Source organism: Corynebacterium sp. HMSC076C10 (assembly GCF_001812455.1).
GTDB lineage: Bacteria > Actinomycetota > Actinomycetes > Mycobacteriales > Mycobacteriaceae > Corynebacterium > Corynebacterium jeikeium_D.
Window position 1 is genome coordinate 1 of the sequence record NZ_KV809145.1, and the last position, 24445, is coordinate 24445.

The 24445-nt window shown below is 58.0% G+C and carries 31 protein-coding genes and 2 pseudogenes; 3 read left to right on the forward strand and 30 right to left on the reverse strand.

The window, feature by feature from the left end:
* Window positions 1-71: 71 nt before the first annotated feature.
* The 10 genes from rplO to rplN form a co-directional block, all read right to left on the reverse strand.
* Entirely contained in the window at window positions 72-518 is a 447-nt protein-coding gene (gene rplO, locus HMPREF2857_RS07280) for a 50S ribosomal protein L15 (RefSeq protein ID WP_016422071.1), read from the reverse strand.
* Window positions 519-525: 7 nt separating this feature from the next.
* Window positions 526-711 (reverse strand): 50S ribosomal protein L30, encoded by a 186-nt coding sequence (gene rpmD / locus HMPREF2857_RS07285; RefSeq protein ID WP_005509843.1) that lies wholly within the window; start codon window positions 709-711, stop codon window positions 526-528.
* A gap of 5 nt (window positions 712-716) precedes the next feature.
* Window positions 717-1334: a 30S ribosomal protein S5 gene (rpsE, locus tag HMPREF2857_RS07290; RefSeq protein WP_005510059.1), complete on the reverse strand. Its 618-nt coding sequence runs from the start codon at window positions 1332-1334 to the stop codon at window positions 717-719.
* 34 nt (window positions 1335-1368) lie between these two features.
* Window positions 1369-1767, reverse strand: coding sequence for a 50S ribosomal protein L18 (gene rplR / locus HMPREF2857_RS07295; protein ID WP_005510009.1), 399 nt, complete (start codon window positions 1765-1767; stop codon window positions 1369-1371).
* Window positions 1767-2303, reverse strand: a complete 537-nt coding sequence (rplF, locus tag HMPREF2857_RS07300) for a 50S ribosomal protein L6 (protein ID WP_005509895.1) — start codon at window positions 2301-2303, stop codon at window positions 1767-1769. The genes rplR and rplF overlap by 1 nt, the downstream gene beginning before the upstream one ends.
* 15 nt (window positions 2304-2318) lie before the next feature.
* On the reverse strand, window positions 2319-2717 hold the full coding sequence (gene rpsH / locus HMPREF2857_RS07305; protein ID WP_005509822.1) for a 30S ribosomal protein S8: 399 nt from the start codon (window positions 2715-2717) through the stop codon (window positions 2319-2321).
* A 403-nt stretch (window positions 2718-3120) separates the two neighbouring features.
* Window positions 3121-4017, reverse strand: a complete 897-nt coding sequence (locus HMPREF2857_RS07310) for a GDSL-type esterase/lipase family protein (RefSeq protein ID WP_070438096.1) — start codon at window positions 4015-4017, stop codon at window positions 3121-3123.
* 382 nt (window positions 4018-4399) lie between these two features.
* Complete coding sequence (gene rplE, locus HMPREF2857_RS07315) at window positions 4400-4954, reverse strand: 50S ribosomal protein L5 (RefSeq protein ID WP_005509901.1); 555 nt, start codon at window positions 4952-4954, stop codon at window positions 4400-4402.
* Window positions 4955-4956: 2 nt separating this feature from the next.
* Entirely contained in the window at window positions 4957-5271 is a 315-nt protein-coding gene (gene rplX / locus HMPREF2857_RS07320) for a 50S ribosomal protein L24 (RefSeq protein WP_005509963.1), read from the reverse strand.
* On the reverse strand, window positions 5272-5640 hold the full coding sequence (rplN, locus tag HMPREF2857_RS07325) for a 50S ribosomal protein L14 (RefSeq protein ID WP_016422069.1): 369 nt from the start codon (window positions 5638-5640) through the stop codon (window positions 5272-5274). It abuts the gene before it with no gap.
* A 281-nt stretch (window positions 5641-5921) separates the two neighbouring features.
* Between rplN and HMPREF2857_RS07330 the strand changes: the two genes are divergently transcribed.
* Window positions 5922-7163, forward strand: a complete 1242-nt coding sequence (locus HMPREF2857_RS07330) for a multidrug effflux MFS transporter (protein WP_070643375.1) — start codon at window positions 5922-5924, stop codon at window positions 7161-7163.
* Window positions 7164-7293: 130 nt separating this feature from the next.
* Window positions 7294-8010 carry a VIT1/CCC1 transporter family protein gene (locus tag HMPREF2857_RS07335; protein ID WP_049170007.1) on the forward strand — a complete coding sequence of 239 codons (717 nt, stop codon included), beginning with the start codon at window positions 7294-7296 and terminating at the stop codon, window positions 8008-8010.
* A gap of 44 nt (window positions 8011-8054) precedes the next feature.
* Here the strand turns inward: HMPREF2857_RS07335 and HMPREF2857_RS07340 are convergent, their stop codons facing one another.
* From HMPREF2857_RS07340 to HMPREF2857_RS10955, 3 genes and pseudogenes are all read right to left on the reverse strand, one after another.
* Window positions 8055-8837 carry a formate/nitrite transporter family protein gene (locus tag HMPREF2857_RS07340; RefSeq protein ID WP_070438090.1) on the reverse strand — a complete coding sequence of 261 codons (783 nt, stop codon included), beginning with the start codon at window positions 8835-8837 and terminating at the stop codon, window positions 8055-8057.
* A gap of 223 nt (window positions 8838-9060) precedes the next feature.
* Window positions 9061-9603: pseudogene (locus tag HMPREF2857_RS07345) on the reverse strand (PTS transporter subunit EIIC); the annotation flags it as partial.
* Window positions 9587-9970 (reverse strand): annotated as a pseudogene (locus HMPREF2857_RS10955) (glycoside hydrolase family 32 protein); the annotation flags it as partial. The pseudogenes HMPREF2857_RS10955 and HMPREF2857_RS07345, both read right to left, overlap by 17 nt.
* Before the next feature lie 24 nt (window positions 9971-9994).
* On the opposite strand from HMPREF2857_RS10955, the gene HMPREF2857_RS07355 reads away from it, so the two are divergent.
* A complete protein-coding gene (locus HMPREF2857_RS07355; RefSeq protein ID WP_070643383.1) occupies window positions 9995-10891 on the forward strand; it encodes a carbohydrate kinase family protein in 897 nt (298 codons plus the stop codon).
* Here HMPREF2857_RS07355 and HMPREF2857_RS07360 read toward each other — a convergent pair.
* The 17 genes from HMPREF2857_RS07360 to rpsL all read right to left on the reverse strand — a co-directional run bounded on the left by HMPREF2857_RS07360 (window position 10888) and on the right by rpsL (window position 23967).
* A complete protein-coding gene (locus tag HMPREF2857_RS07360; RefSeq protein WP_083310535.1) occupies window positions 10888-11571 on the reverse strand; it encodes a class I SAM-dependent methyltransferase in 684 nt (227 codons plus the stop codon). The two genes, HMPREF2857_RS07355 and HMPREF2857_RS07360, sit on opposite strands and share 4 nt — an antisense overlap.
* 53 nt (window positions 11572-11624) lie before the next feature.
* The gene (gene mgtE, locus HMPREF2857_RS07365; RefSeq protein ID WP_070643387.1) at window positions 11625-12974 is read right to left on the reverse strand and encodes a magnesium transporter; all 1350 of its coding nucleotides are present in this window, start codon (window positions 12972-12974) and stop codon (window positions 11625-11627) included.
* Window positions 12975-13171: 197 nt separating this feature from the next.
* On the reverse strand, window positions 13172-13450 hold the full coding sequence (rpsQ, locus tag HMPREF2857_RS07370) for a 30S ribosomal protein S17 (RefSeq protein ID WP_042388398.1): 279 nt from the start codon (window positions 13448-13450) through the stop codon (window positions 13172-13174).
* On the reverse strand, window positions 13447-13683 hold the full coding sequence (gene rpmC / locus HMPREF2857_RS07375; RefSeq protein WP_005509851.1) for a 50S ribosomal protein L29: 237 nt from the start codon (window positions 13681-13683) through the stop codon (window positions 13447-13449). The genes rpsQ and rpmC overlap by 4 nt, the downstream gene beginning before the upstream one ends.
* The gene (gene rplP / locus HMPREF2857_RS07380) at window positions 13683-14099 is read right to left on the reverse strand and encodes a 50S ribosomal protein L16 (protein ID WP_070603546.1); all 417 of its coding nucleotides are present in this window, start codon (window positions 14097-14099) and stop codon (window positions 13683-13685) included. Before rplP ends, rpmC begins: the two co-directional genes overlap by 1 nt.
* Window positions 14100-14102: 3 nt before the next feature.
* Window positions 14103-14843 carry a 30S ribosomal protein S3 gene (rpsC, locus tag HMPREF2857_RS07385; RefSeq protein ID WP_016422058.1) on the reverse strand — a complete coding sequence of 247 codons (741 nt, stop codon included), beginning with the start codon at window positions 14841-14843 and terminating at the stop codon, window positions 14103-14105.
* Window positions 14843-15205 carry a 50S ribosomal protein L22 gene (gene rplV, locus HMPREF2857_RS07390; RefSeq protein ID WP_005509775.1) on the reverse strand — a complete coding sequence of 121 codons (363 nt, stop codon included), beginning with the start codon at window positions 15203-15205 and terminating at the stop codon, window positions 14843-14845. The genes rpsC and rplV overlap by 1 nt, the downstream gene beginning before the upstream one ends.
* Before the next feature lie 3 nt (window positions 15206-15208).
* Window positions 15209-15487: a 30S ribosomal protein S19 gene (gene rpsS, locus HMPREF2857_RS07395; RefSeq protein WP_005509882.1), complete on the reverse strand. Its 279-nt coding sequence runs from the start codon at window positions 15485-15487 to the stop codon at window positions 15209-15211.
* Window positions 15488-15501: 14 nt separating this feature from the next.
* Window positions 15502-16344 (reverse strand): 50S ribosomal protein L2, encoded by an 843-nt coding sequence (gene rplB, locus HMPREF2857_RS07400; RefSeq protein WP_016422056.1) that lies wholly within the window; start codon window positions 16342-16344, stop codon window positions 15502-15504.
* A gap of 37 nt (window positions 16345-16381) precedes the next feature.
* Window positions 16382-16687: a 50S ribosomal protein L23 gene (gene rplW, locus HMPREF2857_RS07405; protein ID WP_005509869.1), complete on the reverse strand. Its 306-nt coding sequence runs from the start codon at window positions 16685-16687 to the stop codon at window positions 16382-16384.
* The gene (gene rplD, locus HMPREF2857_RS07410) at window positions 16687-17334 is read right to left on the reverse strand and encodes a 50S ribosomal protein L4 (RefSeq protein ID WP_049190610.1); all 648 of its coding nucleotides are present in this window, start codon (window positions 17332-17334) and stop codon (window positions 16687-16689) included. The genes rplW and rplD overlap by 1 nt, the downstream gene beginning before the upstream one ends.
* Window positions 17331-17987 carry a 50S ribosomal protein L3 gene (rplC, locus tag HMPREF2857_RS07415; RefSeq protein WP_005509762.1) on the reverse strand — a complete coding sequence of 219 codons (657 nt, stop codon included), beginning with the start codon at window positions 17985-17987 and terminating at the stop codon, window positions 17331-17333. Before rplC ends, rplD begins: the two co-directional genes overlap by 4 nt.
* Window positions 17988-18018: 31 nt before the next feature.
* Window positions 18019-18324: a 30S ribosomal protein S10 gene (gene rpsJ / locus HMPREF2857_RS07420; protein ID WP_003938093.1), complete on the reverse strand. Its 306-nt coding sequence runs from the start codon at window positions 18322-18324 to the stop codon at window positions 18019-18021.
* 670 nt (window positions 18325-18994) lie between these two features.
* Entirely contained in the window at window positions 18995-20185 is a 1191-nt protein-coding gene (gene tuf / locus HMPREF2857_RS07425) for an elongation factor Tu (protein WP_038627641.1), read from the reverse strand.
* Between the two features lie 504 nt (window positions 20186-20689).
* On the reverse strand, window positions 20690-22822 hold the full coding sequence (gene fusA / locus HMPREF2857_RS07430; protein ID WP_038627639.1) for an elongation factor G: 2133 nt from the start codon (window positions 22820-22822) through the stop codon (window positions 20690-20692).
* Between the two features lie 299 nt (window positions 22823-23121).
* The gene (gene rpsG / locus HMPREF2857_RS07435; protein ID WP_049193220.1) at window positions 23122-23592 is read right to left on the reverse strand and encodes a 30S ribosomal protein S7; all 471 of its coding nucleotides are present in this window, start codon (window positions 23590-23592) and stop codon (window positions 23122-23124) included.
* A gap of 3 nt (window positions 23593-23595) precedes the next feature.
* The gene (gene rpsL / locus HMPREF2857_RS07440; protein WP_038627636.1) at window positions 23596-23967 is read right to left on the reverse strand and encodes a 30S ribosomal protein S12; all 372 of its coding nucleotides are present in this window, start codon (window positions 23965-23967) and stop codon (window positions 23596-23598) included.
* Between the last annotated feature and the right edge of the window lie 478 nt (window positions 23968-24445).

Genomic DNA, 24445 nt, shown 5'->3' on the forward strand with positions numbered 1-24445 from the left:
AGTTAAACCAGTCCAACTTTCGGGGGCTAGTTCACTTGGGTTAAGAGCTCTTTTGTTAAAGCTTAAATGCTTTAGGCCTCAGTGACAGAGCCGCCTGCAGCCTCGATCTTGGACTTTGCGGAGCCCGAGAACTTGGTTGCGGTGACGTTGACGGAGACGTTGATGTCGCCGTCGCCGAGGACCTTCACCGGCTGGTTAGCGCGGACAGCGCCCTTTGCAACCAGGTCGGCGATGGTGACGTCGCCACCGTTCGGGAACAGACGCTCCAGATCCGAAACGTTGACCACCTGGAAGGTGACCTTCGCCGGGTTCTTGAAGCCCTTCAACTTCGGCAGACGCATGTGAAGTGGCATCTGGCCACCCTCGAATGCTGCCGAAACCTGCTTGCGGGCCTTGGTGCCCTTGGTGCCGCGACCAGCGGTCTTACCCTTGGAAGCCTCACCACGGCCGACGCGAGTCTTCTTCTTCTTAGCACCCGGAGCCGGGGCCAAGTCGTGGAGCTTAATTGGTTCGCTCATGGTTTACCTACTCCCCCGCTACTTCTTCAACCTCGACCAGGTGACGCACAACGTTCACGAGACCGCGCACAGCCGGAGTATCCGGGCGAACGGCGGAATCGTTGATGCGCTTCAGGCCGAGGGTGCGCAGCGAATCCTTCTGGTTCTGCTTGGTACCAGCGGTACCACGGACCTGGGTAATCTTCAGTGCCATGGAAATCACGCTCCCTGACCTGCGCGTGCGCGCAGCATACGTGCTGGGGTGACCTCTTCGAGAGACTTGCCACGACGTGCGGCGACCTCTTCAGGGCGAACCAGCTGCTTGAGGGCATCAACGGTTGCGTGAACAACGTTGATGGAGTTGTTGGTACCCAGCGACTTGGACAGAACATCCTGAACACCGGCGCACTCGAGAACCGGGCGGACAGCGCCGCCGGCAATCAGACCGGTACCCGGAGCAGCCGGGCGCAGCAGGACGATGCCAGCAGCGGTCTCACCCTGAACCGGGTGGGTAATGGTGCCAGCAATCATCGGGACGCGGAAGAAGTTCTTACGAGCCTCTTCAGCACCCTTCTGGATAGCTGCCGGTACTTCCTTGGCCTTGCCGTAGCCGACGCCGACCATGCCCTCGCCGTCACCGACGATGACCAGAGCGGTGAAGCTGAAGCGACGACCACCCTTGACGACCTTGGAAACTCGGTTGATAGTTACTACGCGCTCGATGTACTGCGAACGCTCGTCCTGCTGGCGACGGTCGTTACCGCGACCACCACGACGGTTGTTGTTCTTGTTGTCAGCGGAGTTACGTCCGCCTTCGCGCTTATCGCGTTCCGACATCACGCATTCCTTCCGTTGGACTTGTAAGTGCGCATTAGAACTTCAGACCACCTTCACGGGCAGCCTCGGCCAGAGCAGCAACGCGGCCGTGGTACTGGTAGCCACCGCGGTCGAAAACGACCTTCTCGATGCCAGCATCCTTAGCGCGAGCAGCAATCAACTCGCCGACCTTGGCGCTCTTGGCCTTCTTGTCGCCCTCGAAGCCACGGAGATCTGCGTCCAGAGTGGAAGCAGCTGCCAGGGTACGACCGATGGAGTCGTCGATAACCTGAGCGGTGATGTGGCGGGAAGAGCGGTGCACGACGAGGCGCGGTGCCTCGGAGGTGCCGCGGACGTTCTTGCGCAAGCGTGCGTGACGGCGGGCACGGGCGACACGACGACGAGTCGAGATGTCCTTGCCTACCGGGAGGCGCTTTTCGTTGGTGTTGCTCATTACTTACCCGTCTTTCCGATCTTGCGACGGATCTGCTCGCCATCGTAACGAATGCCCTTGCCCTTGTAAGGATCATCCTTACGCAGACGACGGATGTTAGCTGCGAGCTGTCCGACCTGCTGCTTATCAATACCTGTGATCGACAGCTTGGTGGTGCCGTCGACGTCGAAGGTGATACCTTCCGGTGCTTCGATCAGGACTGGGTGCGAGTAGCCCAGGGAGAACTCGAGGTCCTTGCCCTTCTTGGCGACACGGTAACCGACACCGAAGATTTCCATCTTGATGGTGTAGCCCTCGGTCACACCGACAACCATATTGTTAATCAGCGAACGGGACAGGCCGTGCAGGGAGCGGCTCTTGCGGTGGTCATCCGGGCGGTTGACCACAATCTCATTGTCCTTCAGCTCAACGGTAATTGGAGCCGGGATAGAGACAGACAGCTCGCCCTTCGGACCCTTGACGGAAACGTCCTGGCCGTTGACCTGGGCAGTAACGTTTGCCGGGACAACGACAGGGTTCTTACCAATACGAGACATTGTGTAGTTCCCCCTTTACCAGACGTAAGCGAGGACTTCCCCGCCAACCTTCTTCTCGTAAGCCTGACGGTCAGTCAGCAGGCCCTGAGACGTGGAGATGATAGCCACGCCCAGGCCACCGAGGACCTTCGGCAGGTTAGTGGACTTTGCGTAAACACGCAGACCCGGCTTGGAGACGCGACGCACGCCAGCGATCGAACGCTCGCGGGACGGACCGTACTTCAGGTTCAGGGTCAGGGTCTTGCCGACCTTGGCATCCTCGACTGCGTAGTCCGCAATGTAACCCTCAGACTTGAGGATCTCGGCGATGTTAGCCTTCAGCTTGGACGACGGCATCGAGACAGAGTCGTGGTACGCGTTGTTAGCGTTGCGCACGCGCGACAGCATGTCGGCGATTGGGTCAGTCATGGTCATGGTTAGTGACCGCTTCCTTTCTCGCTGCGGTTCCTTCCCACCTCGTGGCTAACTCCAATGACCGCGCAAACAGCAACTGTCACACGGCGAAAGCTTAAGTTGGAGTGATTACCAATATCGTGATTCCGGCGATTTAAGGGCTACTGTTCGCCAACTCGGTTCAATAGCCGAGTCAGCTCGCCACCCAGGTGACACCAGAGACGATGCGAGGCGAGGGGCCTACAGCAAAGTTCTTACATTTTTACTGCCGCACCTCTTATAGAGGGCAGACCTGGTGATACTAACAAATACCGGCCGAAATGCAAAAACGCCGCGGACGGACGTTAGTCCGCTCACGGCGTGAAGCCCCACCAACTAGCGGTGGAACTCAATTCCTAGCCGACATGGTGCCGGCGAAAGGAAATTAGTAGAGCTGGTCGGCGATGATGTTACCCATTGCCTTTTCGCCAGCCACCGTCGGGTGGTTGGTCATCGGGCCCATCACCGGGTCTGCGAAACCGGCGACGAAGCGCTCATCCGGGTTCGGGTTGCAGGTACCGTGGCCGAGGGTTGCCTCGTAGACGTCAATGAAGCCGGCACCTACGTGCTGAGATGCGGAGCGAATGCTGTCACGGAATGCACCCTGGATCTCGCTGCCACCCGGTGCCGGGATCGGGAAGGTCTGGTTCGGGGTGTTCACCAGGCACAGCTGGTCATCAGTGGCGTACTCAGGGTACGACGCCAGGACGACCTGAGCGCCCGGGGCAACCTGGTGGACGCGGTCAGTGAACTGACGCAGCGTCTGCTTGAACGCGGAAGGAGCCTGCGGATCCGGCTTTGCGACAAGCTCGCCTGCCACGTCAACCCACTGGACCCAGTCCATGCCGCCGTACATCAGGACAACCTTCTCGGTGCCCTCTCCGATGTCGCCGTACTGGATGGAAGCCTCCAGGTATGCGAGGAGCTGACCCGGGAAGCCGCCAAGACCGTTACAGGACCAGTCACCCAGGGACTTGTTCAGCTTCGTAGCTGCGATCTTCGGCCAGTTTTCCATGTCGGTAGCGCAGTTGGCGACCAGTACGTTCTGCCCCGGCGCCAGGCCACGCGGGCCACCCTTACCGGCATTAGCGGTGAAGGAGTCACCGAAGGTGACGATCTGCTTGACGCCCTTCGGGCCGGTGTCGCCGATACCCGGAATCGGAATGTTCGGCATTTCCGGCAGTGCCGGCTGTGCGTTGGCAGCACCTGCACCCAAGCTCAGACCCAGAGCCGCAACAGTTGCAATAGCAGCCGAGCGGACGGCCACGGAGAAGTTCTTCATGTAGTTAATCCCTTTGCGTTTTAACTTAAGAACCGCTCTGTGTAGAACCACTGGCTCAATCACACAGAAGCTGAAGTCACTTAAGTCTTGCCCAAATTGATAACGACCACAATGCATTTTGGCGGCCGTCACTATGACGAATGGCAGTTTACAACGAAATCATCACAAACGCCTAACTTTCAACTGAGAAACCTTGTGGCTTTACTAATTTCCAACCCCCAAAAAGGGTCAACTTTCCCACCAGCAACACTGGTAACTTTTACGCAGGCCCCGCACAGCGACCTCACTCCCCCACGAACATAAGCAGTTAACAGAGCAGCAAAAAGCCCCGGAGGCCAAGCGGCATCCGGGACTTCAGGCAAAAGCTACCGAAGAGGCAAAACTACTTCTTGAACGGGAAGCCCAGCTCGCGCAGCAGCGCGCGGCCTTCCTCGTTGTTGGTAGCGGTGGTCACGACGGTGATGTCCATACCGCGCGGGCGGTCGATCTTGTCAACGTCGATCTCGTAGAACATGGTCTGCTCAGACAGGCCGAAGGTGTAGTTACCGTGACCATCGAACTGCTGATCAGACAGACCGCGGAAGTCGCGGATTCGCGGCAGAGCCACGGTCAGCAGACGATCCAGGAACTCCCACATACGGTCGCCACGCAGGGTGACGCGAGCGCCGATGGCATCGCCTTCACGGAGCTTGAAGTTAGCGATCGACTTGCGAGCACGACGGGTCTCCGGCTTCTGACCGGTAATCAGAGTCAGGTCGTTGATAGCACCGTTGATCTGCTTCTTGTCCTGAGCAGCAGCGCCGACGCCCATGTTGACGACGACCTTGGTGACGCCCGGAATCTGCATGACGTTCTCGTAGGAGAACTCTTCCTGCATCTTGCCGCGAATCTCATCGCGGTAACGGGCCTTCAGACGAGGGGTGTAATTTTCGCTCATGCTTAGATGTCCTTCCCGGTACGGCGGGAGATGCGAACCTTCTTGCCGTCCTCATCGAAGCGGTAACCGACGCGAGTCGGGGTACCATCTTCGTCGACCAGCATGACGTTCGACACGTGAATCGGAGCTTCCTGAGTGACAATGCCACCCGAGGAAGCGCCGCGCTCCGCAGCGGAGTTTGCAACGTGCTTCTTGATACGGTTAACGCCCTCGACCAGGACCTTGTCGCGCTTCGGGTAGGCCTCGATGACCTTGCCCTGAGCACCCTTGTCCGGACCGGAGATAACCAGCACGGTATCGCCCTTACGGATCTTCACTTAAATCACCTCCGGTGCGAGCGAGACAATCTTCATGAACTTCTTGTCACGCAGCTCACGCGCGACCGGGCCGAAAATACGGGTGCCCTTTGGCTCACCGTCGGCCTTGATGATGACAGCTGCATTCTCGTCGAACGAGATGTAGGAGCCATCCGGACGACGGGTCTCCTTCTTCGCACGGACGATAACTGCCTTAACAATTTCGCCTGCCTTGACGTTGCCGCCCGGAGTAGCTTCCTTGACAGTTGCGACAATGGTGTCGCCAATGCCAGCGAAGCGTCGGGTCGAGCCACCGAGAACGCGGATGCACAGAATTTCACGTGCACCAGTGTTGTCGGCAACGCGCAGACGGGATTCCTGCTGAATCACTGCGTTTCTCCTGACCTGGTTGCATTGTGCGTCAGATTTCCGTCCTAAACGCACGCGGTCTTTATGTCTTGCGTTTACGCTTTACGACGGAAGCACCTGCTAGAGGTAGCTTTCCTATCGCTTTGACCTCGTGCTTACTACGGTTCTAGACCGTTGAGAGCAGCACGCAGTCACTTCGCGCAACCTGTGTATTATGGCACGTTCGTGCGGGACAACAAAATCCCTTATTTTCATGCCCCCAACATGGTTTATGCCTTCTGCGGCAACCCTATACTGAGACAGTGACAAATCAACATTCCGAGAGTGCTCAGACAAAGCCAGCACAGACTCTACCGGTATCGCTACTTGCCGGGTTGGCCTTGTTATCCGCCGCCGCCCCGTTCGGCGCAGATACATATCTGGCATCCTTCGTGGAGATTGCACGCGAGTTCTCCACGACCGAGTCGATGGTTCAGCTCACGCTGACAACCTTCATGATTGGCATGGCTGCTGGACAGCTCGTCATTGGCGCTCTCTCCGATAGTTTGGGCCGCAAGAAGCTGCTTCTCATTGCGACTTTGGTGTTCTTGAGCTCGTCAATCCTCTGTGCAGTAGCACCGAATATTGGCACGCTTATTGCAATGCGCCTGTTCCAGGGGTTAGCTGGTGGCTCCACAGTTGTTCTGGCTCGTTCTGTAGTACCAGACCTCTTGACGGGCAAGGCATCAGCGAGAGCTTTCTCCACGCTGATGGGCATTTCCTCCATCGCCCCGGCAATCGCTCCCCTTGTGGGCGGTTTTCTAGGCCCCGCATTCGGCTGGCGCAGCGTGTTCTGGTTTCTCGCAGCCATCAACGTCGCCATGGTCGCGATTGTGGTTCTGATGGTTCCGGAAACTCTGCCGCCTGAGCGACGCTCCACAGGTGCTCTGCGCAATCTCCTACCCAATATTGGCCGGCTGCTGCGGCGGCCAGTATTTGTCGGCTACTTGTTGGCTTTCGCTGGTGGCTTCTCGGTGATGTTTTCGTACATCGCTGCGTCACCCTTTATCTTCCAGGAGCTGCTGGGGCTCACCCCTACTCAGTTTTCTCTCGTATTCGCATCCAATGCAGCGATGTTGACATTTGTGTCAATCCTCAACGGCAAGATGATCAACCGGCTTCATCCCCGCAAGGGCATTTTAATTGCCCTTACGGTCATGCTCGTGACGTCGATAGGCCTGATTATTAATGCCACCGTCGGGATTACTTTCTTCACTACTTGGCTGTTGCTGTTCATTACGGTACCGATGATGCCGCTAATCTTCGCCAATGCCACGGCACTCGGAATTGAGGAGGTTCGAGATATCGGAATTGGCTCAGGTTCCGGTCTCATGGGCTTCACACAGTTCCTCGCGGCCGCCACGGTTTCCCCGTTGGTGGGGCTTGGTTCCAATCTGCCCCTCTCGATGGCTATTTCGATGTTGACCTGTGCATTGATTGCACTGACCGCGGTGTTGACATTGACGCGCGCCGACCTCCACAAACGCTCACACCGACTGACATAAGAGCTACGAGCGAGAGGACTCCCCGCGTTTCACTTCACTGGTTGAGAATGTGCCCGAATCGGCATTAAATCGATGGTGCGGCCTCGTACCACCCGTAGGCATGGGGCTGACATGGGAGAAAGGTCCTGCCATGACCACGCATGCACATCCTCATGAACCACATAAGGCATCTGAGTCGGCGAAGCTCAACTGGCTTCGCGCCGGAGTCCTCGGAGCCAACGACGGTATCGTCTCCACTGCTCTAATCTTGCTCAGCGTGATTGCAGCAGGTTCCTCTCGCGAAGCCATTCTGACTGCTGGCGCCGCGGCCGTTATCGCTGGGGCTATCTCGATGGCCCTGGGTGAATACGTCTCGGTTTCAACCCAGCGCGATACTGAGCGGGCACTGATTGCCAAAGAAAAGGCCGAGCTTAAAGACTTTCCAGATGAAGAGCATAAAGAGCTCGTGGGGATTCTCTCTAGCTACGGCATCCCAGAACATATCGCCGAAGATGCTGCCCACGGCATCGCACAAAGCGATCCGCTGGCGGCTCACCTAAAGCTGGAATTGGGCATTGACGGTGAGGAACTTACCAACCCCTGGGCTGCTGCCGGTTCTTCGGCACTGTCGTTCCTACTCGGCGCCATCCTGCCGATGATTGCGGCACTGGTTTTCACCGGCCCCACTTCTGGCGCAATCGCAGTCACTGTTGTCACCATCGTGACTCTGGCTCTAACCGGCTACATCAGCGCCAAGCTCAGCTCCACGCACTCCGGCAAGGCTGCTCTGCGCCTGGTAATTGGTGGTGCGCTCGGTTTGATTGTTTCCTACTTCGTCGGTCTGCTCTTCGGGCAGGCTGTCGGTTAGACCGTCAAATAGGTGCCCGGTTAACGCACAGCGAAACTCAAAACCTAGTCAACATAGCTGGTCTTCGTCTGGTTCAACCAGGCGTAGACCGCGCCGATCCCCAGGCCACCACCTACGAAGTTGCCCAGCCACACGGCCACCCAGTTAACAGTTATGTGCAGACCATCGAAGGCTGCAGGATGCGGATCAGCGAAAAAGGCCAAGGAAAACAACGAGAAGTTCGCAATCACGTGCTCGAGTCCAAGCCCAACGAACACTGCAATAATCGGCAGAATCACAACGAACTTCGAAATGATTTCCTTGGCTTGAAGTGCACCTAGGACAGCCATATTGACCACGAAGTTCGCACCCATGGCCTCTACGAAAGCGCCGAAGAACGGCTTGGCCAGCTTCCCCTCAGTCAAGGTGGAAATCAGATGTGTGTCATCAATCCCACCGAGCTTGGCGCTCTGGCTGAGCACCAGCGCCACAATCGCCGCACCGATGAAGTTGTAGAACGTAGCGACGGCCACCATTCGAAAGGCCACTCCCCACGCCATGCGTCCGCGTGCGGCGGACCAGGACACAAACATCATGCTGCCAGTCGCCAGCTCTGCACCGAGCACCACAATGGCGAACAGCCCAAGCCCGAATAGGCACGCAAAGACCAGTCCCCCAGTCCCCGGCGCGACGCCCTCTGCCACTTGTCCAGCGACCGCTGCAAAGGCCGTCCCGAGCGTCAGGTACATACCCGCCAGGACCGCTCGCACGGCAAATCGTCCGTAGTCCTGCGTCAACAGTTCCTGTTTCTTGTCGCCAGCCGTATCCAGCGTTTCGTATAGCGTCACCGCCGAAGCCTTTCCCTGCGTGCCGTTAATTGCAGTTATTCGCATAAAAGAATAACGACAGGCTGACGCGGAATCGCAACCGCTTTACGACGGTCACAGCGCCCTACCCCCCCCTTAGGCGCTGCAACCAGGAACTGCGATTCACCGTCGAAGAGATGCAGATTTACTTCTTCTCTGCGGTAACAGCAGGTTTCGCAGCAGTTTCTGACTTCGGCTCGTCCTTCATGGTTGAGGCAATGGCCGAGGCACCCATGCCGATGTAAAACGGCCAGCGCAGACGTAGGTTCACACCAAAGATGGCTGGCTCGGTAATTCCGAATAGTGCCGACATACCGGACGCACCTGCCAAACCCTTGAGCTTCTCGCTCTTGGCCAGGAAGTACACCGCCAGTGCGGCACCACCTTGGACAATATTGGCCATCGATGCCGTCGCGAAAATGAACGAGCCGCCCTGGTCCCACAGCATGTACTCGATTGGTGAGAAGGACTGGTGCAGACCAGTAATGACAATTGGCGAGTAGACCAAGCCGAACAAGAAGCCACCCACAGGTCCCGCGAATTCGTACAGATTTGCAAGACCAATACCCAGCCATTCACCTGCAGTGCGCAGTACTGGACCAATGGCGGCAAAGGTGATGAAACCAGTGATGAGCAACGTCAACAGTGGTGTCAGCATGAAGTCGACAGTGCCCTTGAGACGCTTATGGAAGAACTTCTCAATCGTTGCGAGAATCCATGAGATAACCAGAATCGGCAAGATGAATCCCACCCTCTGGGCCGGAGGGAGCAAGCGCGCGCACCCGATTCTGCGACGGAATGCGGCGCCCGTCTGCCTTCAGATTGCCGGTATAGAAGAGCCACACATCATCGCCATCAACAACCGCGCTGCCCGAATAACAACCATGCTTGTCATAGGGCATGTCCGGATACAGCGCATCAGGGTGATGTCGCCACCGCTCGGCCGTCGTGAGCGAAGCGGACGCATGCCCCCACCCTGTTCTCTTCGGAGCATGTGGAAAGCATGGATCATGCTGGTAGAACACATGCAGCGTCTCGCCGTCCACGAAAAGTCCATTCGGGTCATTCAGTCGGCCCTGTGGCGGTGACAGATGGTAATTCGACCGATAGGTCATACCCCCCCCGATATTATTGAAGTCATGGCTATTTGTGTTTGCGGCGAAGGTCTGGTTGACCTCGTTCCGGTATCTCCTGGCAGCCTCAATAACCACGTGCCGGCGCTAGGCGGAGGCCCCTACAACGTCGCGGTTACGGCCTCTCGCCTCGGTGCGGATGTTATTTTCCAGTCCCGCCTGTCGACGGATGGTTTCGGAAATGAGCTGGTCAAGCACTTGGAAAACGAAGGGGTCGACACCTCTTACGTTCAGCGTGGCCCAGAGCCGACCATTCTGGCGGTAACCACCATCCACGACGATCGCTCTGCAACGTACACCTTTTACACCGACGGCACGGCCACCCCACTTGTGGAGCCGAAGCTCATCGATGCGAATATCGCATGTTTTGGCACGCTGTCGCTGGCGCTGGAACCGGGTGCCAGCCGATACGCGGAATTGCTCAAACAGTTCGCGGCCAATGGCACCCTGGTCGCTTTGGATCCAAATATTCGCCCCATGTACGCAACGGATGCACACCGCGAATTCCTCATGAGCTTGCTCCCCTACGTCAATTTGTTGAAGCTCTCGGACGAGGAAGTCGAGTTCCTTGGCGAAGAGGCGCTGACTAAAGTTCCGGCCGCTGTCATCACCCGAGGTGGCGATGGGCTCACTTTGCTTGCCGACGGAAACCGCATCGATGTCCCAGCCGTCAACGCGAATGTCGTTGACACCATCGGTGCTGGGGACACAATTATGGGCGCGCTGTTGGCACAGTTCGACGAGCGTGGCCTAACAGTCGCTGACCTGACTTTAGTATCACCAGATCAGTGGCGCGAGATTCTGCACTATGCGGCCGCCGCGGCTGCCATTACTGTCTCCCGTAAGGGAGCTCAGCCGCCGACCAAGCTTGAGGTTGAAGAATTGCTGGCCAAGGATTCCTAGGCGGCACTACTTAGTCCGCTCGATTTAGCTCGCTCAAGCACTGCAACCAGGAACTGAGACTCACCGTCAAAGGGATGAAGATCCCACGTGGAATAACGCTGAATCACGGTGAGCCCAGCCTCCTGCGCAGTGGTTTCAAAATCGGCAAAGTCCCAACCACGGCCAGCGCCGAAGCCGATAATGGCACGACCGTTCTCCGGATTCAGCACCTCCGCGAAGCCCTGCAGTACCTTCGCGCGGTCTTCTGCCGCTACGAAAGTCAGCACATTGCCGGGGCAAATGATGACGTCGAAGGCGGATGCCGTGTCATCGTGGGGTGTGTTCTCCAGCCCGTCGTCAAGCACGTGCGGCAGCTGCGCCAAGTCCCCGACCAACCACGTCGCCTCCGGGAACTGTCGCTTTGCCTCGTCGATGAGATAGGGGTCGACATCGACGCCGACAATCTGGTGTCCAGCCTTCGCCAAGTAGCCGCCGACGCGCCCCTGCCCGCAGCCGGCATCCAGAATTCGAGCGTGGCGTGGCGCGATTGCATCCACCAACCGCGCCTCGCCGTCAATATCGCGGCCCTCGCGCACGAATCCCCGCCACCGGTTGGCGTACCGGCGGGAATGCTGCGGATCGGCGGCGATAATTTCTTTCCAAGTGCGGTGATTGTGGGTGCCATTGCTCATGGCCACCATTATGGCGCAGTTGGTCTCTTTTCTATACCGCCGACGTCCCCTGCGCGACGGGACTAGATTCCCAATACTGACTTAGCGATCAGGAAGTAGATGATCAGACCGGAGGCATCGACGAGAGTTGTAATGAACGGGTTAGCGAAGACGGCTGGGTCAATGCCGAACTTCTTACCAATCAGCGGCATGATGCCACCGACAGTTGCCGCGAGAGTACAAATACCCAGCAGCGTCAGACCAATCACTAGGCCGATGTCCCAGCCGTAAACCAAGCCAGCCAATAGCAGGCCGAGAGTACCAAGCAATAAACCGAGGAAGGCACCGACTCTCACCTCGCGGAGAATGACCTTGAATATATCGCGGGGTTGGACATCCCCCAGCGCCAACGCACGCGTAATCGTGGTTGCTGCCTGGTTACCGGTATTGCCACCTGTCCCGATCAGCAGCGGCACGAATACCGAGAGAACCACCATCTGAGAAAGAGTCTCTTCGAAAGTTTCCAGGACTTGCACGGTCAATGTTGCACCGATAGCAAGCACGAGCAGCCACACCACACGAGAGCGAACAATCTCGAAAATGGGCGTCGCGAGGTAGGGCAAGCGCAGAGGCTCAGAACCGGAAATACGAGCTTGGTCCTCGGAGTCTGCCTCTTCCAGAATCCGGAGGGCGTCGTCCACCGTGAGCAGACCGATAACACGCTGCTCGCTGTCGACAATCGGCAGAGCTAGACGCTTATGATCAGCGCACATGCGGGCTACCTTCTCTTCGGGTTCGGTAGCTTCTGCGAAATCAGCCTTCCGCAAGATAGCCGCAACCTGGATATCGCTGCTGGCGCGCATCAATTCACGAAGACTAATCACGCCCACCAGCCGACGCTTCCGGTCCGACACCGGCAGGGTGTAGATCGATTCGGCATCATCCAGATGCTTGTAGACGGTCTCCAGAGCCTCCCCCACCGTCATATAGTCGTGAAGCGACACCAGCTCCGGGCTCATGCGACGCCCAATGGAACCGTCGGGGTAGCCGAGGACGATGTTGGTCAGATCTCGCTCATCATCCGGCAGATCGGCGAGCAGTTTTGCAGCGACAGACGCAGGCAGCTCGTCGAGCAGCTCTGCTCGATCGTCCGGTTCCATGTCCGCGAAAACTGCGGTGACTTCAGGATCACGGAGGCTGTCAATCAGGTGCGCCTGCAGAGCCGAGTTCAGCTCATCGAAGGTTTCAACCGCCGTGTCTTTCGGGAGTGTGCGGTAGAACAGCGCACGTTCCTCATGGCTGAGGCGGCGCATCTTTCGAGCGGCAACCTTGGGTTCAATATCAGTTAAGAGCCGCGACAGCGTAGCCACGTCATGTGAGCGAAGCGCGGACTCGAGATCTCGATCATCAATCCTGGTCACGTCAGTAGTCACCGAACTTCTCCCCTCACAAAGCACAAATCCTCGCCAATGCTATCAGAGATAAAACCCATCAAACCTGGACTAAGAGGACTAGAAATACGAAGAAACATGGCTTTCAAAAAACAAACCCCGCCACAGAAAACACTTCCGTGTTTCCCGCGGCGGGGTTCTCGTCGTAAAGCCCGAGCTGATTGCTCAGCTGACGGGTCTTACTTAGCCTTCTCGATGATCTCGATCAGGCGGTAGTGCTTGTCCTTGGAGAGCGGACGGCACTCTTCGATGCGGACGCGGTCGCCCACGCCAGCCTCTTCGTTCTCGTCGTGCGCCTTGACCTTAGAGTTCGTGCGCATGATCTTGCCGTACAGGGCGTGCTGCTTGCGGTCCTCGAGCTCGACGACGATGGTCTTCTGCATCTTGTCGGACACGACGTAACCGGTGCGCACCTTGCGTGCGCCAGCCTCGGTGGTGTTCATGTTTTCCTCACTCATGCTGCATCACCATCGGTTGGTGCAGCAGACAGGCCGAGCTCGCGCTCACGCATAACGGTGTAAATGCGAGCGATATCCTTGCGGACAGTGCGGAGACGGCGGTTGTTGGTCAGCTGACCGGTAGCGCTCTGGAAACGGAGGTTGAACAGCTCCTCCTTAGACTCCTTGAGCTTGGCAACCAGGTCATCGTTATCCAGCGAGCGGAGCTCGTGGGCGGGAATGCCGTTCGACATCAGTACTGATCCTCCTTCCGAACGATTCGGGTCTTAATCGGCAGCTTAGCGCCTGCGCGCTTCAGTGCCTCGACAGCAGTTGCCTCGTCCGGGTAGGACATCTCGAACATGATGCGACCCGGCTTGACGTTTGCAATCCACTTCTCGACCGGGCCCTTACCGGAACCCATACGAACACCCAGTGGCTTCTGGGTCAGCGGACGGTCCGGGAAAATCTGGATCCAGACCTTACCACCACGCTTGACGTGGCGGTTGATGGCAATACGCGCTGCCTCAATCTGACGGTTGGTGATGTAGGCCGGCTCGAGAGCCTGGAGGCCGTAGTCACCGAAGGTCACCTTGTTGCCACCCTTGGACATACCAGTACGGGTCGGGCGGTGCTGGCGACGGAACTTAACGCGCTTCGGGATGAGCATGAATTAGCCCTCCTTCTTCTCAGATGCACGCTGACGACGCTTGCCACCACGACGCGGGCGGTCGTTGCCGCGACGCTGGCGGTCGTTGCCGGCGTTGATCTCGGACTCGCGACGGCCACCGATTACGTCACCCTTGTAGATCCACACCTTGACGCCAATGCGGCCGAAGGTGGTGTGAGCCTCGTGGGTGCCGTAGTCGATTTCCGCACGCAGGGTGTGCAGCGGAACGCGACCCTCGTGGTAGCGCTCGGTGCGGCCCATCTCGGCACCGCCGAGACGACCGGAGCAGACAACCTTGATGCCCTTGACGTGCGGCTGACGCATTGCAGACTGGATAGCCTTGCGCATTGCACGACGGAAAGCGACACGGTTGGCGAGCTGCTCAGCGATGGACTGAGCAACCAGCTTCGCATCCGCGTCAATGTTCTTGACCTCGAGGATGTTCAGCTGAACCTGCTTGCCGGTGAGCTTCTCGAGCTGGCCGCGGATGCGGTCAGCCTCGGAGCCACGACGACCGATAACAATGCCCGGGCGTGCGGTGTGGATGTCCACACGCACGCGGTCACGGGTGCGCTCGATAACGACATCGGAGATGCCGGCGCGCTCAAGACCGGTGGACAGCAGATCGCGGATCTTGATGTCCTCGGCCAGGTAGTCAGCGTACTGCTTGTCGGCGTACCAGCGGGACTTCCAGTCGCTGGAAATACCGAGGCGAAGACCGTGTGGATGGATCTTCTGTCCCACTATCGGTCACCTTCCTTCTGGCTCTCGACGACCACGGTGATGTGGCTGGTGCGCTTGCGGACGTGGAAAGCACGGCCCTGCGCACGCGGGCGGAAGCGCTTCATAGTCGGTCCCTCGTTGGCGTAAGCCTCGGAGATGACCAGAGTACGACGGTCCAGACCGAAGTTGTTCTCAGCGTTTGCAGCTGCAGACGCAACAACCTTGGCAACCGGATCAGCAGCACCCTGCGGAGCGTACTCCAGGATGTTCAGTGCCTCGTCGACGGACTTACCGCGAACGGTGTCCAGGACGCGACGTGCCTTCATCGGAGTAACGCGGACGAAGCGCGCAGTTGCGCGTGCAGAAGTAATGTCGTTGCTCATGGCTTATCGACGTCCCTTCTTGTCATCCTTGACGTGACCCTTGAAGGTCTTGGTCGGGGCGAATTCGCCCAGCTTGTGGCCGACCATAGAGTCATCCACGAACACCGGCACGTGCTTGCGACCGTCGTGAACGGCGAAGGTGTGGCCGATGAAATCGGGGAGAATCGTGGAGCGGCGAGACCAGGTCTTAATGACCTGCTTGGTGCCCTTCTCGTTCTGTGCATCGACCTTCGCGAGGAGGTGCTCATCGACGAACGGGCCCTTCTTAAGGCTGCGTGGCATTCTCAGTTCCCTCCTTAGCGCTTCTTATTCTTGTTGGTACGACGGCGACGAACGATCAGCTGGTCGCTCGGACGGTTCGGCTTACGGGTGCGGCCTTCCTTCTGGCCCCACGGGGAAACCGGGTGGCGACCACCGGAGGTCTTACCCTCACCACCACCGTGCGGGTGGTCGACCGGGTTCATGACAACACCGCGGACAGTCGGGCGCCAGCCCTTCCAGCGCATACGGCCGGCCTTGCCCCAACGGATGTTGATCTGATCCTGGTTTCCGACCTCACCGACGGTTGCACGGCAACGTGCGTCGACGCGACGGATCTCAGAGGACGGCATACGCAGAACTGCGTACTTGCCTTCCTTACCGAGAAGCTGAATAGAAGCACCAGCAGAACGTGCCAGCTGTGCACCAGCGCCCGGCTTGAGCTCCACGCAGTGAATAGTGGAACCGGTCGGGATGTTGCGCAGCGGCAGGTTGTTACCAACCTTGATGTCGGCATTAGCGCCGGACTCAACAATGGCACCCTGCTTCAGGTTCTTCGGAGCGATGATGTAGCGCTTCTCACCGTCTGCATAGTGCAGCAGTGCGATGTTGGCGGTACGGTTCGGGTCGTACTCGATGTGAGCGACCTTTGCCGGAATGCCGTCCTTGTCATTACGACGGAAGTCGATGACACGGTACTGGCGCTTGTGTCCGCCACCCTTGTGGCGAGTGGTGATGTGACCGTGAACGTTACGGCCACCAGTCTTCGACAGCGGGCGCAGCAGAGACTTCTCAGGAGTCGAGCGAGTAATCTCGCTGAACTCGGAGACGGAGCTCTGGCGGCGACCCGGCGTAGTCGGCTTGTACTTACGAATAGCCATACTTTTGCTCTTCCTTAACTTCCTCGTCGGCTAGCGGCTAGGCTGCCGAACCGCCGAAGATGTCGATGGGATCGCTGCCGGCCGCGAGAGTCACGTAGGCGCGCTTGGTGTTCTTGCGCTTGCCGTAGCCGGTGCGGGAACGCTTGCGCTTGCCCTCACGGTTGAGGGTGTTGACGGAAGCGACCTTGGCACCGAAAATCTCCTGGACCGCGATCTTGATCTGGGTCTTGTTAGCGTCGGTGTGGACCAGGAACGTGTAAACGCCCTGCTCCATGAGTCCGTAGGACTTCTCAGACACTACCGGTGCAACAATGATGTCGCGGGGATCTGCGATGGTAGCCATTACTTCTCCTCCTTACCGGCGGTGCGAGTGATGAAGTCATTGAGTGCCTGAACGGCGAAGATGACGTCATCGGCCTTCAGAACATCGTAGGTGTTCAGCTGATCCTCAGACAGGATGTGGACACCTGGCAGGTTACGAACCGACTTCCACGAGTTGACGTCCTCGCGCGGCAGAACGACGAGCACGTTGCGGCGCTCAGTCAGACGCTCGACGAAAGTACGAGCTGCCTTGGTGGACGGGGTCTGGCCTGGGACCAGTTCCTCGACAACGTGGATGCGGTCGTGGCGAGCACGGTCAGAGAGTGCGCCACGCAGAGCAGCTGCAATCATCTTCTTCGGGGTGCGCTGGCTGTAGTCGCGCGGCACCGGGCCGTGGACAATGCCACCGCCGGTCCAGTGCGGAGCACGGATCGAACCCTGACGAGCGCGACCGGTACCCTTCTGGCGCCACGGCTTGCGGCCACCGCCGCGAACCTCGCCGCGGGTCTTGACCTTGTGGGTGCCCTGGCGAGCTGCTGCACGCTGCGCGACAACAACCTGGTGCATCAGGGCGATGGACACCTCCGCGTCGAACACGGAAGCAGGAAGCTCAACCGAACCGTTCACGCCGCCTTCAGCGGTGTGTACGTCTAGCTTGAGGTTGGTCATGCGTGAGCACCACCCTTCGTGGCAGTCTTAACAACCAGCAGGCCGCCGCGTGCACCCGGAACTGCGCCCTTGATGAGCAGCAGGTTCGCGTCAGCGTCAACCTTCTGGATCTTCAGGTTCTGGGTTGTGACCCGGTCGTTACCCATGCGGCCTGCCATGCGCTTGCCCTTGAAGACGCGTCCTGGCGTGGCGCAGGCGCCAATGCCACCAACACGACGGTGAGCAGCCTGGTTACCGTGAGCAGCACCCTGGCCAGCAAAGCCGTGGCGCTTCATACCACCGGCAAAGCCGTGGCCCTTGGAGGTACCAGTGACGTCGACGTACTCAATTTCGCCAAAGATGTCGACACCAACGGACTGGCCGACCTCGTAAGAGGAAGCGTCCGGGGTGCGAATCTCGACGCTGTGGCGACGCGGGGTCACACCGGCCTTCTTGAAGTGGCCGGCCTCCGGCTTGTTGACCTTACGTGGGTCAATTTCGCCGTATGCAATCTGGACGGCGTCGTAGCCGTCGGTTTCCTTAGTGCGCACCTGAGTCACTACGCACGGCCCAGCCTCAACGACGGTAACCGGAACAACGCGGTTTTCCTCGTCGAAGATCTGAGTCATACCGAGCTTCGTGCCCAGGATGCCCTTGATCTCGTTTTCACTCATTTATCTTGTCTCCGCTACCAAAAGTCCAGGATCACTGAATGTTCACATCGACACTTGCCGGAAGGTCAATGCGCATAAGTGCATCGACGGTCTTCGGCGTTGGATCGAGAATGTCGATCAGACGCTTGTGAGTGCGCATCTCGAAGTGCTCGCGCGAGTCCTTGTACTTGTGCGGCGAACGGATAACGCAGTAAACGTTCTTTTCGGTTGGCAACGGCACCGGGCCAACGACGCGTGCACCCGTACGGGTAACGGTCTCCACGATCTTTCGCGCAGAAGCGTCGATAGCCTCGTGGTCGTAGGCCTTGAGCCTGATGCGGATCTTCTGTCCGGCCACGCTTGTCCTCTCCTCGGTCGGCGCGCCCCAATTAAAGGGGCGTCGACCCTGTCAATGTTTCTCGACGCCGTCAGCAACTATGGCCAGCGCCAGAAATTAAAACTGGGTTGTGCATTACTTCAAAGCGATTTCGTCTTCGATCGTCATGGCAAATTAACTTTTGGCCATGACCCGAGCGGACGAATAACGCCTTGCACTCAAATCCCAGTGGAAAACAAGTCCCCCTCGTGGGGCTCTTCATTTTGCCTACTGCCGCTGTTAATTTGCCATGCCACCTCCGACCCCCGCGGTCGGGCGTGTCGCCCGTTTTCTCCGTGAGGCACGATTGGGAAGAAACTTCCCTACGTGGTCATGCTCGCCTTACCATAGGCGCTAAGTCCAATTTCGTACTGGTTCCCAGCTGGGCCTGATACAACAATTGGCGCGAACGCCTTTGTTAAAGCAACCTCCGTATTAAAGCACGCCCACACTGCAAATGTAAAATCGCGATTCCAAAGTGCAACGTACATCACACCCATTACGGAACAGGTTGCGTAGCGACGGCTATTGCGCCGGCCCCATCCCGTCTAATGTCGGCTATGTACAGATACAAAGAATCCCGACTTCCGCTTACGCGGAGTCGGGATTCTTCTAAGACCTAGTTAAAGCATTTCCCCATTGGGGAGAAGACTTACTTAATGATCTTGGTAACGCGGCCAGCGCCGACGGTGCGGCCACCCTCGCGGATAGCGAAGCGCAGGCCCTCGTCCATTGCGACCGGCTGGATCAGCTTGACAGACATGTCAACGTTGTCGCCCGGCATGACCATCTCGACACCTTCCGGCAGGGAAACGACGCCGGTGACGTCGGTGGTGCGGAAGTAGAACTGCGGACGGTAGTTGTTGAAGAACGGGGTGTGACGGCCGCCCTCATCCTTGGACAGGATGTAGACGGAACCCTCGAACTCGGTGTGCGGGGTGTAAGCGCCCGGCTTAGCAACGATCTGACCGCGCTCGATGTCCTCACGCTTGGTACCGCGGAGCAGCAGACCACAGTTGTCGCCAGCCTCAGCGGAATCCAGCAGCTTGCGGAACATCTCGATACCGGTAACGGTGGTCTTCTGGGACTTCTCCTTGATGCCCAGAATCTCCACCTCGTCGTTGACGTTCAGAACGCCGCGCTCAACACGACCGGTAGCAACGGTGCCGCGACCGGTAATGGTGAAGATGTCCTCAATCGGCATCAGGAACGGCTTGTCGGTCTCGCGGACCGGGTCCGGGATGTTGTCGTCACAAGCCTGCATGAGCTCGACGATGGACTCTGCCCACTTCTCGTCGCCCTCAAGAGCCTTCAGAGCGGAGATGTGAACAATCGGAGCCTCTTCGTCGTAGTCCTGCTCAGCCAGCAGCTCGCGAATCTCCATCTCGACGAGTTCGATGATCTCTTCATCGTCAACCATGTCGCACTTGTTCAGTGCAACGAGGATGTACGGAACGCCAACCTGGCGAGCCAGGAGAACGTGCTCACGGGTCTGCGGCATCGGACCGTCGGTAGCGGCGACAACCAGAATCGCGCCGTCCATCTGAGCAGCACCGGTGATCATGTTCTTGATGTAGTCGGCGTGGCCCGGAGCGTCGACGTGAGCGTAGTGACGCTTCTCGGTCTGGTACTCAACGTGCGAGACGTTGATGGTAATACCGCGCTCCCGCTCTTCCGGCGCCTTGTCAATAGCGTCGAAAGCGAACGACTGGTTCAGGTCCGGGTACTTGTCAGCCAGAACCTTGGTGATAGCGGCGGTAGTGGTGGTCTTACCGTGGTCAACGTGACCAATGGTACCGATGTTGACGTGCGGCTTCGTACGCTCGAACTTCGCCTTTGCCACTTTTAGTCCTCCTGGAGGTCTAGGTGGCCACGACTCTCGCAGCCACAATTTTGTGGTCACTCAATCCGCCTTCACAACATCAGAAGCTTTCAAGCTGTTCGCTTACGACTTCGGAACGTGCGCGCGCAAAAGAGCACTATTCTTTCACTGTGCCAGTTACTCGATACTAGGGCAGGATACTGGAGTTTTCCAAACCAGACCAACCCCCTAGTTAAGGGTGGGTAACGGCCAGCAACTCACATCGTCATTTACCTGCATAAATACTAGATATTTGAGTTGCGATCTAAAATCGCCCAACGATATGAATTGCGAGCAGCTACCCCCAAGAGCTTGCCTGTGCTAACACGAGCCAAGAGTCTGGCGACATCTCAGCACAGTCAAATCTTAAGGGAATCTACTAAAAAGCTGCAGACCCTCGCACTGCACCGTCTAAAAAGAGTGACAGCGCAGTGCGCACAGAGATGGGGTCAGCCCTGATAGAGCGCCCCACCCTGCCGATGCAATTTAAGCGCCGGTGCGCGCTGCAATGATCTCCTCGGCCACGGAGGAAGGAACCTCAGCGTAGGAGTCGAAGATCATGGTGTAGTTAGCGCGACCCTGGGTCTTGGAACGCAGGTCACCAACGTAGCCAAACATCTCGGACAGCGGAACCAGAGCCTTAACAGCCTTGACGCCCGTACGGTCCTCCATGGAGTTAACCTGACCACGACGGGAGTTGATGTCACCGATGACCTCACCCATGTACTCTTCCGGAGTAATGACCTCAACGGCCATCATCGGCTCGAGCAGGACCGGCTTAGCCTTCTGGACAGCTTCCTTCAGAGCCTGCTGACCAGCAATCTTGAAGGCCATTTCAGAGGAGTCAACCTCGTGGTAAGCACCGTCGAGCAGGGTTGCCTGGATGTTCACCAGCGGGTAGCCAGCCAGGGTACCGTACTGCATTGCGTCCTGAATACCAGCGTCGACAGACGGAATGTATTCCTTCGGAACACGGCCACCGGTCACCTCGTTGACGAACTTGTAAGTGGTGGACTCACCCTCTTCAACCTCGTCAGTAGACGGAGCGTAAGGCTCCAGAGCAATGATGACGCGGGCGAACTGACCCGAACCACCGGTCTGCTTCTTGTGGGTGTACTCGAACTTCTCGACCGGCTTGCGGATGGTCTCGCGGTAAGCAACCTGCGGGTTACCGATGTTTGCTTCGACCTTGAACTCGCGCTTCATGCGGTCAACCAGGACGTCGAGGTGGAGCTCGCCCATACCGCCGATAACGGTCTGGCCGGTTTCCTCATCCAGGCGAACGGTGAAGGTCGGGTCCTCTTCAGCAAGACGCTGAATAGCGGTACTCAGCTTCTCCTGGTCAGCCTTGGACTTCGGCTCAATAGCAACGGAGATAACCGGATCCGGGAAGGACATGGACTCCAGAACGATTGGAGCATCCTGTGCACACAGGGTGTCACCAGTGGTGGTGTCCTTCAGACCAATGAAGGCGTAGATGTTACCTGCCACTGCCTCGTCAACAGGGTTCTCCTTGTTGGCGTGCATCTGGAACAGCTTACCGACGCGCTCCTTCTTGTCCTTGGTGGAGTTCAGGACCTGCTGGCCCGGCTCCACGCGACCGGAGTAAACGCGGACGAAGGTCAGCTTACCGAAGAACGGGTGAGCAGCGATCTTGAATGCAAGAGCAGAGAACGGCTCATCCTTAGACGGCTTACGAACCATATCGACGTCCTCGTCGCCCATCTGGTGGCCGTGCACCTCACCGATGTCCAGCGGATTCGGCAGGAAGTCAATGACAGCGTCGAGCAGCGGCTCAACACCCTTGTTCTTGTAAGCGGTACCACAGTAGACCGGGTAGACCTCAGAGTTCAGAACCATCTTGCGGATGGCGCCCTTAATCTCGTCCATGGTCAGCTCTTCGCCACCGAAGTACTTTTCCATGAGCTCCTCGTCGGACTCAGCGACGGTCTCAATGAGCTTCTCACGGTACTCGTTAGCCTTGTCGACCAGGTCAGCCGGAATCTCCTCGACCTGCGCAGGAGTGCCGATCTCAACCTTGCCCGGCCACATGAGGGCCTTCATCTCCAGCAGGTCAACAACGCCGTCGAAGTCATCCTCAGCGCCAATCGGCAGCTGCATAACCAACGGCTTAGCACCGAGGCGGTCAACGATGGTGCCAACGGTGTAGTAGAAGTCAGCGCCCAGCTTGTCCATCTTGTTGACGAAGCAAATACGCGGGACATCGTACTTCTGAGCCTGGCGCCAAACCTGCTCAGACTGCGGCTCGACACCTTCCTTACCGTCGAAGACTGCGACGGCACCGTCGAGCACACGCAGGGAACGCTCAACCTCAACGGTGAAGTCGACGTGGCCCGGGGTATCGATGATGTTGATCTGGTTGTCGTTCCAGAAACAGGTCACAGCAGCGGAGGTAATGGTAATACCGCGCTCCTTCTCCTGCTCCATCCAGTCGGTTGTGGACGCACCATCGTGAGTCTCGCCGACCTTGCGGTTAATACCCGTGTAGTACAGGATGCGCTCGGTCGTAGTCGTCTTACCAGCATCGATGTGCGCCATGATGCCGATGTTGCGGACCTTGTGGAGGTCCTTCTTTACGGGAAGTGCACCTTCAGCCACTTGATTCCCCACTCGTTTCAAATCGGTTTGGCGGTGAGACTCAATCACGGGATTGCAATTGGCCGTCAAATCCGCCGTCGGTCGGGTTTGCTTTATCTATAATGCCACCGTCTTGGCGCGAAGTCGCGCCGTGACGTACACCTATTGCGTAAATTCTACGCAAGACATCGGGTGTAAGCGCCGGGCTGGCCCCTATTGAGTGACCCTTAAAGATCTGTGGACCTCGACCGACGCGCGCCGTTGACATACCGGCAGCTGCTTTACGACGGTGACCACTCGCGGCCTCCGTCGATAAGCGATTACCAGCGGTAGTGAGCGAATGCGCGGTTAGCTTCCGCCATCTTGTGAGTGTCCTCACGACGCTTGACGGATGCACCCAGGCCGTTGGATGCATCGAGGATCTCGTTAGCGAGACGCTCGGTCATGGTGTTCTCACGTCGCTGACGGGAGAACATCAGCAGCCAACGCAGTGCCAGCGTGGTGCCGCGGCCCGGGCGAACCTCAACCGGGACCTGGTAGGTGGCGCCACCAACACGGCGGGAACGAACCTCAAGAGCCGGCTTGACGTTCTCGATTGCGCGCTTCAGAGTCAGCACCGGATCAGTACCGGTCTTCTCTTCGCACATCTCAAGTGCACCGTAGACGATGCGCTCTGCAGTCGACTTCTTACCGTCGATCAGAACCTTGTTGACCAGCTGCGACACCAGAGGGGAGCCGTAGACCGGGTCGTTGACGACAGGACGCTTCTGTACTGGGCCCTTACGTGGCATGGCTTACTTCTCCTTCTTTGCGCCGTAGCGGGAACGAGCCTGCTTGCGGTCCTTGACGCCCTGGGTGTCAAGGGAACCACGGACGATCTTGTAGCGGACACCCGGGAGGTCCTTAACACGACCACCGCGAACGAGCACCATGGAGTGCTCCTGCAGGTTGTGGCCCTCACCCGGAATGTAAGCCGAAACCTCGACACCGGAGGTCAGGCGGACACGAGCGACCTTACGAAGAGCCGAGTTCGGCTTCTTCGGGGTGGTGGTGTAAACACGGGTGCAAACGCCGCGGCGCTGAGGGGAACCCTTCAGAGCTGCGGTTGCAACCTTAGCCTTCTTGTCATGGCGGCCCTTGCGGACCAGCTGCTGAATAGTGGGCATGAAGCCTCTTTCTGTTTTCAATCCTCGCTGGACATTCTCACGACCGATGCCAACCGCAGCGGAGTAACCACCTTCCGTGTGAATGCATCACAAGAAAAGTTATTACTCATCCAGTGGTGAGCCCATCGGTTGAACGCAAGAAATGGAGGGATTTTGAACGTGCGAAACCCAGTCAGCCGCTCTCGCTGGCCTACTGGGTAATGTCTCAAGTTCCCAATTCTTTTCTGGGATCGTTGTATAACAGTACGCGAGCTGCGGGTTTAGTCCAAACACCCTGGTAATGGCCTATAAATTTCAAGCACTTTGAGCGCTTGTGGGCTTGGTGATCAAATTTTTGGGTGTTCAGCACGGCGCGCCTCGCCCCAAAAGACGCAGACGTTACTATGCCGGTTTGAATCGATAACGCGGCCAATTCGGCCGTCCGTTCGGTTTGCCCATAGTACTGTCCTGCATCAGCGCTGGAGAAACTTAATCGCCA

Excerpts from the sequence above, each read along its gene's own strand:
- rplO (WP_016422071.1), bottom strand. The coding sequence starts at position 518 with ATGAGCGAACCAATTAAGCTCCACGACTTGGCCCCGGCTCCGGGTGCT.
- rpmD (WP_005509843.1), bottom strand. The coding sequence starts at position 711 with ATGGCACTGAAGATTACCCAGGTCCGTGGTACCGCTGGTACCAAGCAG.
- rpsE (WP_005510059.1), bottom strand. The coding sequence starts at position 1,334 with ATGTCGGAACGCGATAAGCGCGAAGGCGGACGTAACTCCGCTGACAAC.
- rplR (WP_005510009.1), bottom strand. The coding sequence starts at position 1,767 with ATGAGCAACACCAACGAAAAGCGCCTCCCGGTAGGCAAGGACATCTCG.
- rplF (WP_005509895.1), bottom strand. The coding sequence starts at position 2,303 with ATGTCTCGTATTGGTAAGAACCCTGTCGTTGTCCCGGCAAACGTTACT.
- rpsH (WP_005509822.1), bottom strand. The coding sequence starts at position 2,717 with ATGACCATGACTGACCCAATCGCCGACATGCTGTCGCGCGTGCGCAAC.
- HMPREF2857_RS07310 (WP_070438096.1), bottom strand. The coding sequence starts at position 4,017 with ATGAAGAACTTCTCCGTGGCCGTCCGCTCGGCTGCTATTGCAACTGTT.
- rplE (WP_005509901.1), bottom strand. The coding sequence starts at position 4,954 with ATGAGCGAAAATTACACCCCTCGTCTGAAGGCCCGTTACCGCGATGAG.
- HMPREF2857_RS07335 (WP_049170007.1), top strand. The coding sequence starts at position 7,294 with ATGACCACGCATGCACATCCTCATGAACCACATAAGGCATCTGAGTCG.
- HMPREF2857_RS07355 (WP_070643383.1), top strand. The coding sequence starts at position 9,995 with ATGGCTATTTGTGTTTGCGGCGAAGGTCTGGTTGACCTCGTTCCGGTA.
- HMPREF2857_RS07360 (WP_083310535.1), bottom strand. The coding sequence starts at position 11,571 with ATGGTGGCCATGAGCAATGGCACCCACAATCACCGCACTTGGAAAGAA.
- rpsQ (WP_042388398.1), bottom strand. The coding sequence starts at position 13,450 with ATGAGTGAGGAAAACATGAACACCACCGAGGCTGGCGCACGCAAGGTG.
- rpmC (WP_005509851.1), bottom strand. The coding sequence starts at position 13,683 with ATGTCGAACGGCATTCCCGCCCACGAGCTCCGCTCGCTGGATAACGAT.
- rplP (WP_070603546.1), bottom strand. The coding sequence starts at position 14,099 with ATGCTCATCCCGAAGCGCGTTAAGTTCCGTCGCCAGCACCGCCCGACC.
- rplV (WP_005509775.1), bottom strand. The coding sequence starts at position 15,205 with ATGAGCAACGACATTACTTCTGCACGCGCAACTGCGCGCTTCGTCCGC.
- rpsS (WP_005509882.1), bottom strand. The coding sequence starts at position 15,487 with ATGCCACGCAGCCTTAAGAAGGGCCCGTTCGTCGATGAGCACCTCCTC.
- rplB (WP_016422056.1), bottom strand. The coding sequence starts at position 16,344 with ATGGCTATTCGTAAGTACAAGCCGACTACGCCGGGTCGCCGCCAGAGC.
- rplW (WP_005509869.1), bottom strand. The coding sequence starts at position 16,687 with ATGGCTACCATCGCAGATCCCCGCGACATCATTGTTGCACCGGTAGTG.
- rplD (WP_049190610.1), bottom strand. The coding sequence starts at position 17,334 with ATGACCAACCTCAAGCTAGACGTACACACCGCTGAAGGCGGCGTGAAC.
- rplC (WP_005509762.1), bottom strand. The coding sequence starts at position 17,987 with ATGAGTGAAAACGAGATCAAGGGCATCCTGGGCACGAAGCTCGGTATG.
- rpsG (WP_049193220.1), bottom strand. The coding sequence starts at position 23,592 with ATGCCACGTAAGGGCCCAGTACAGAAGCGTCCTGTCGTCAACGACCCG.
- rpsL (WP_038627636.1), bottom strand. The coding sequence starts at position 23,967 with ATGCCCACTATTCAGCAGCTGGTCCGCAAGGGCCGCCATGACAAGAAG.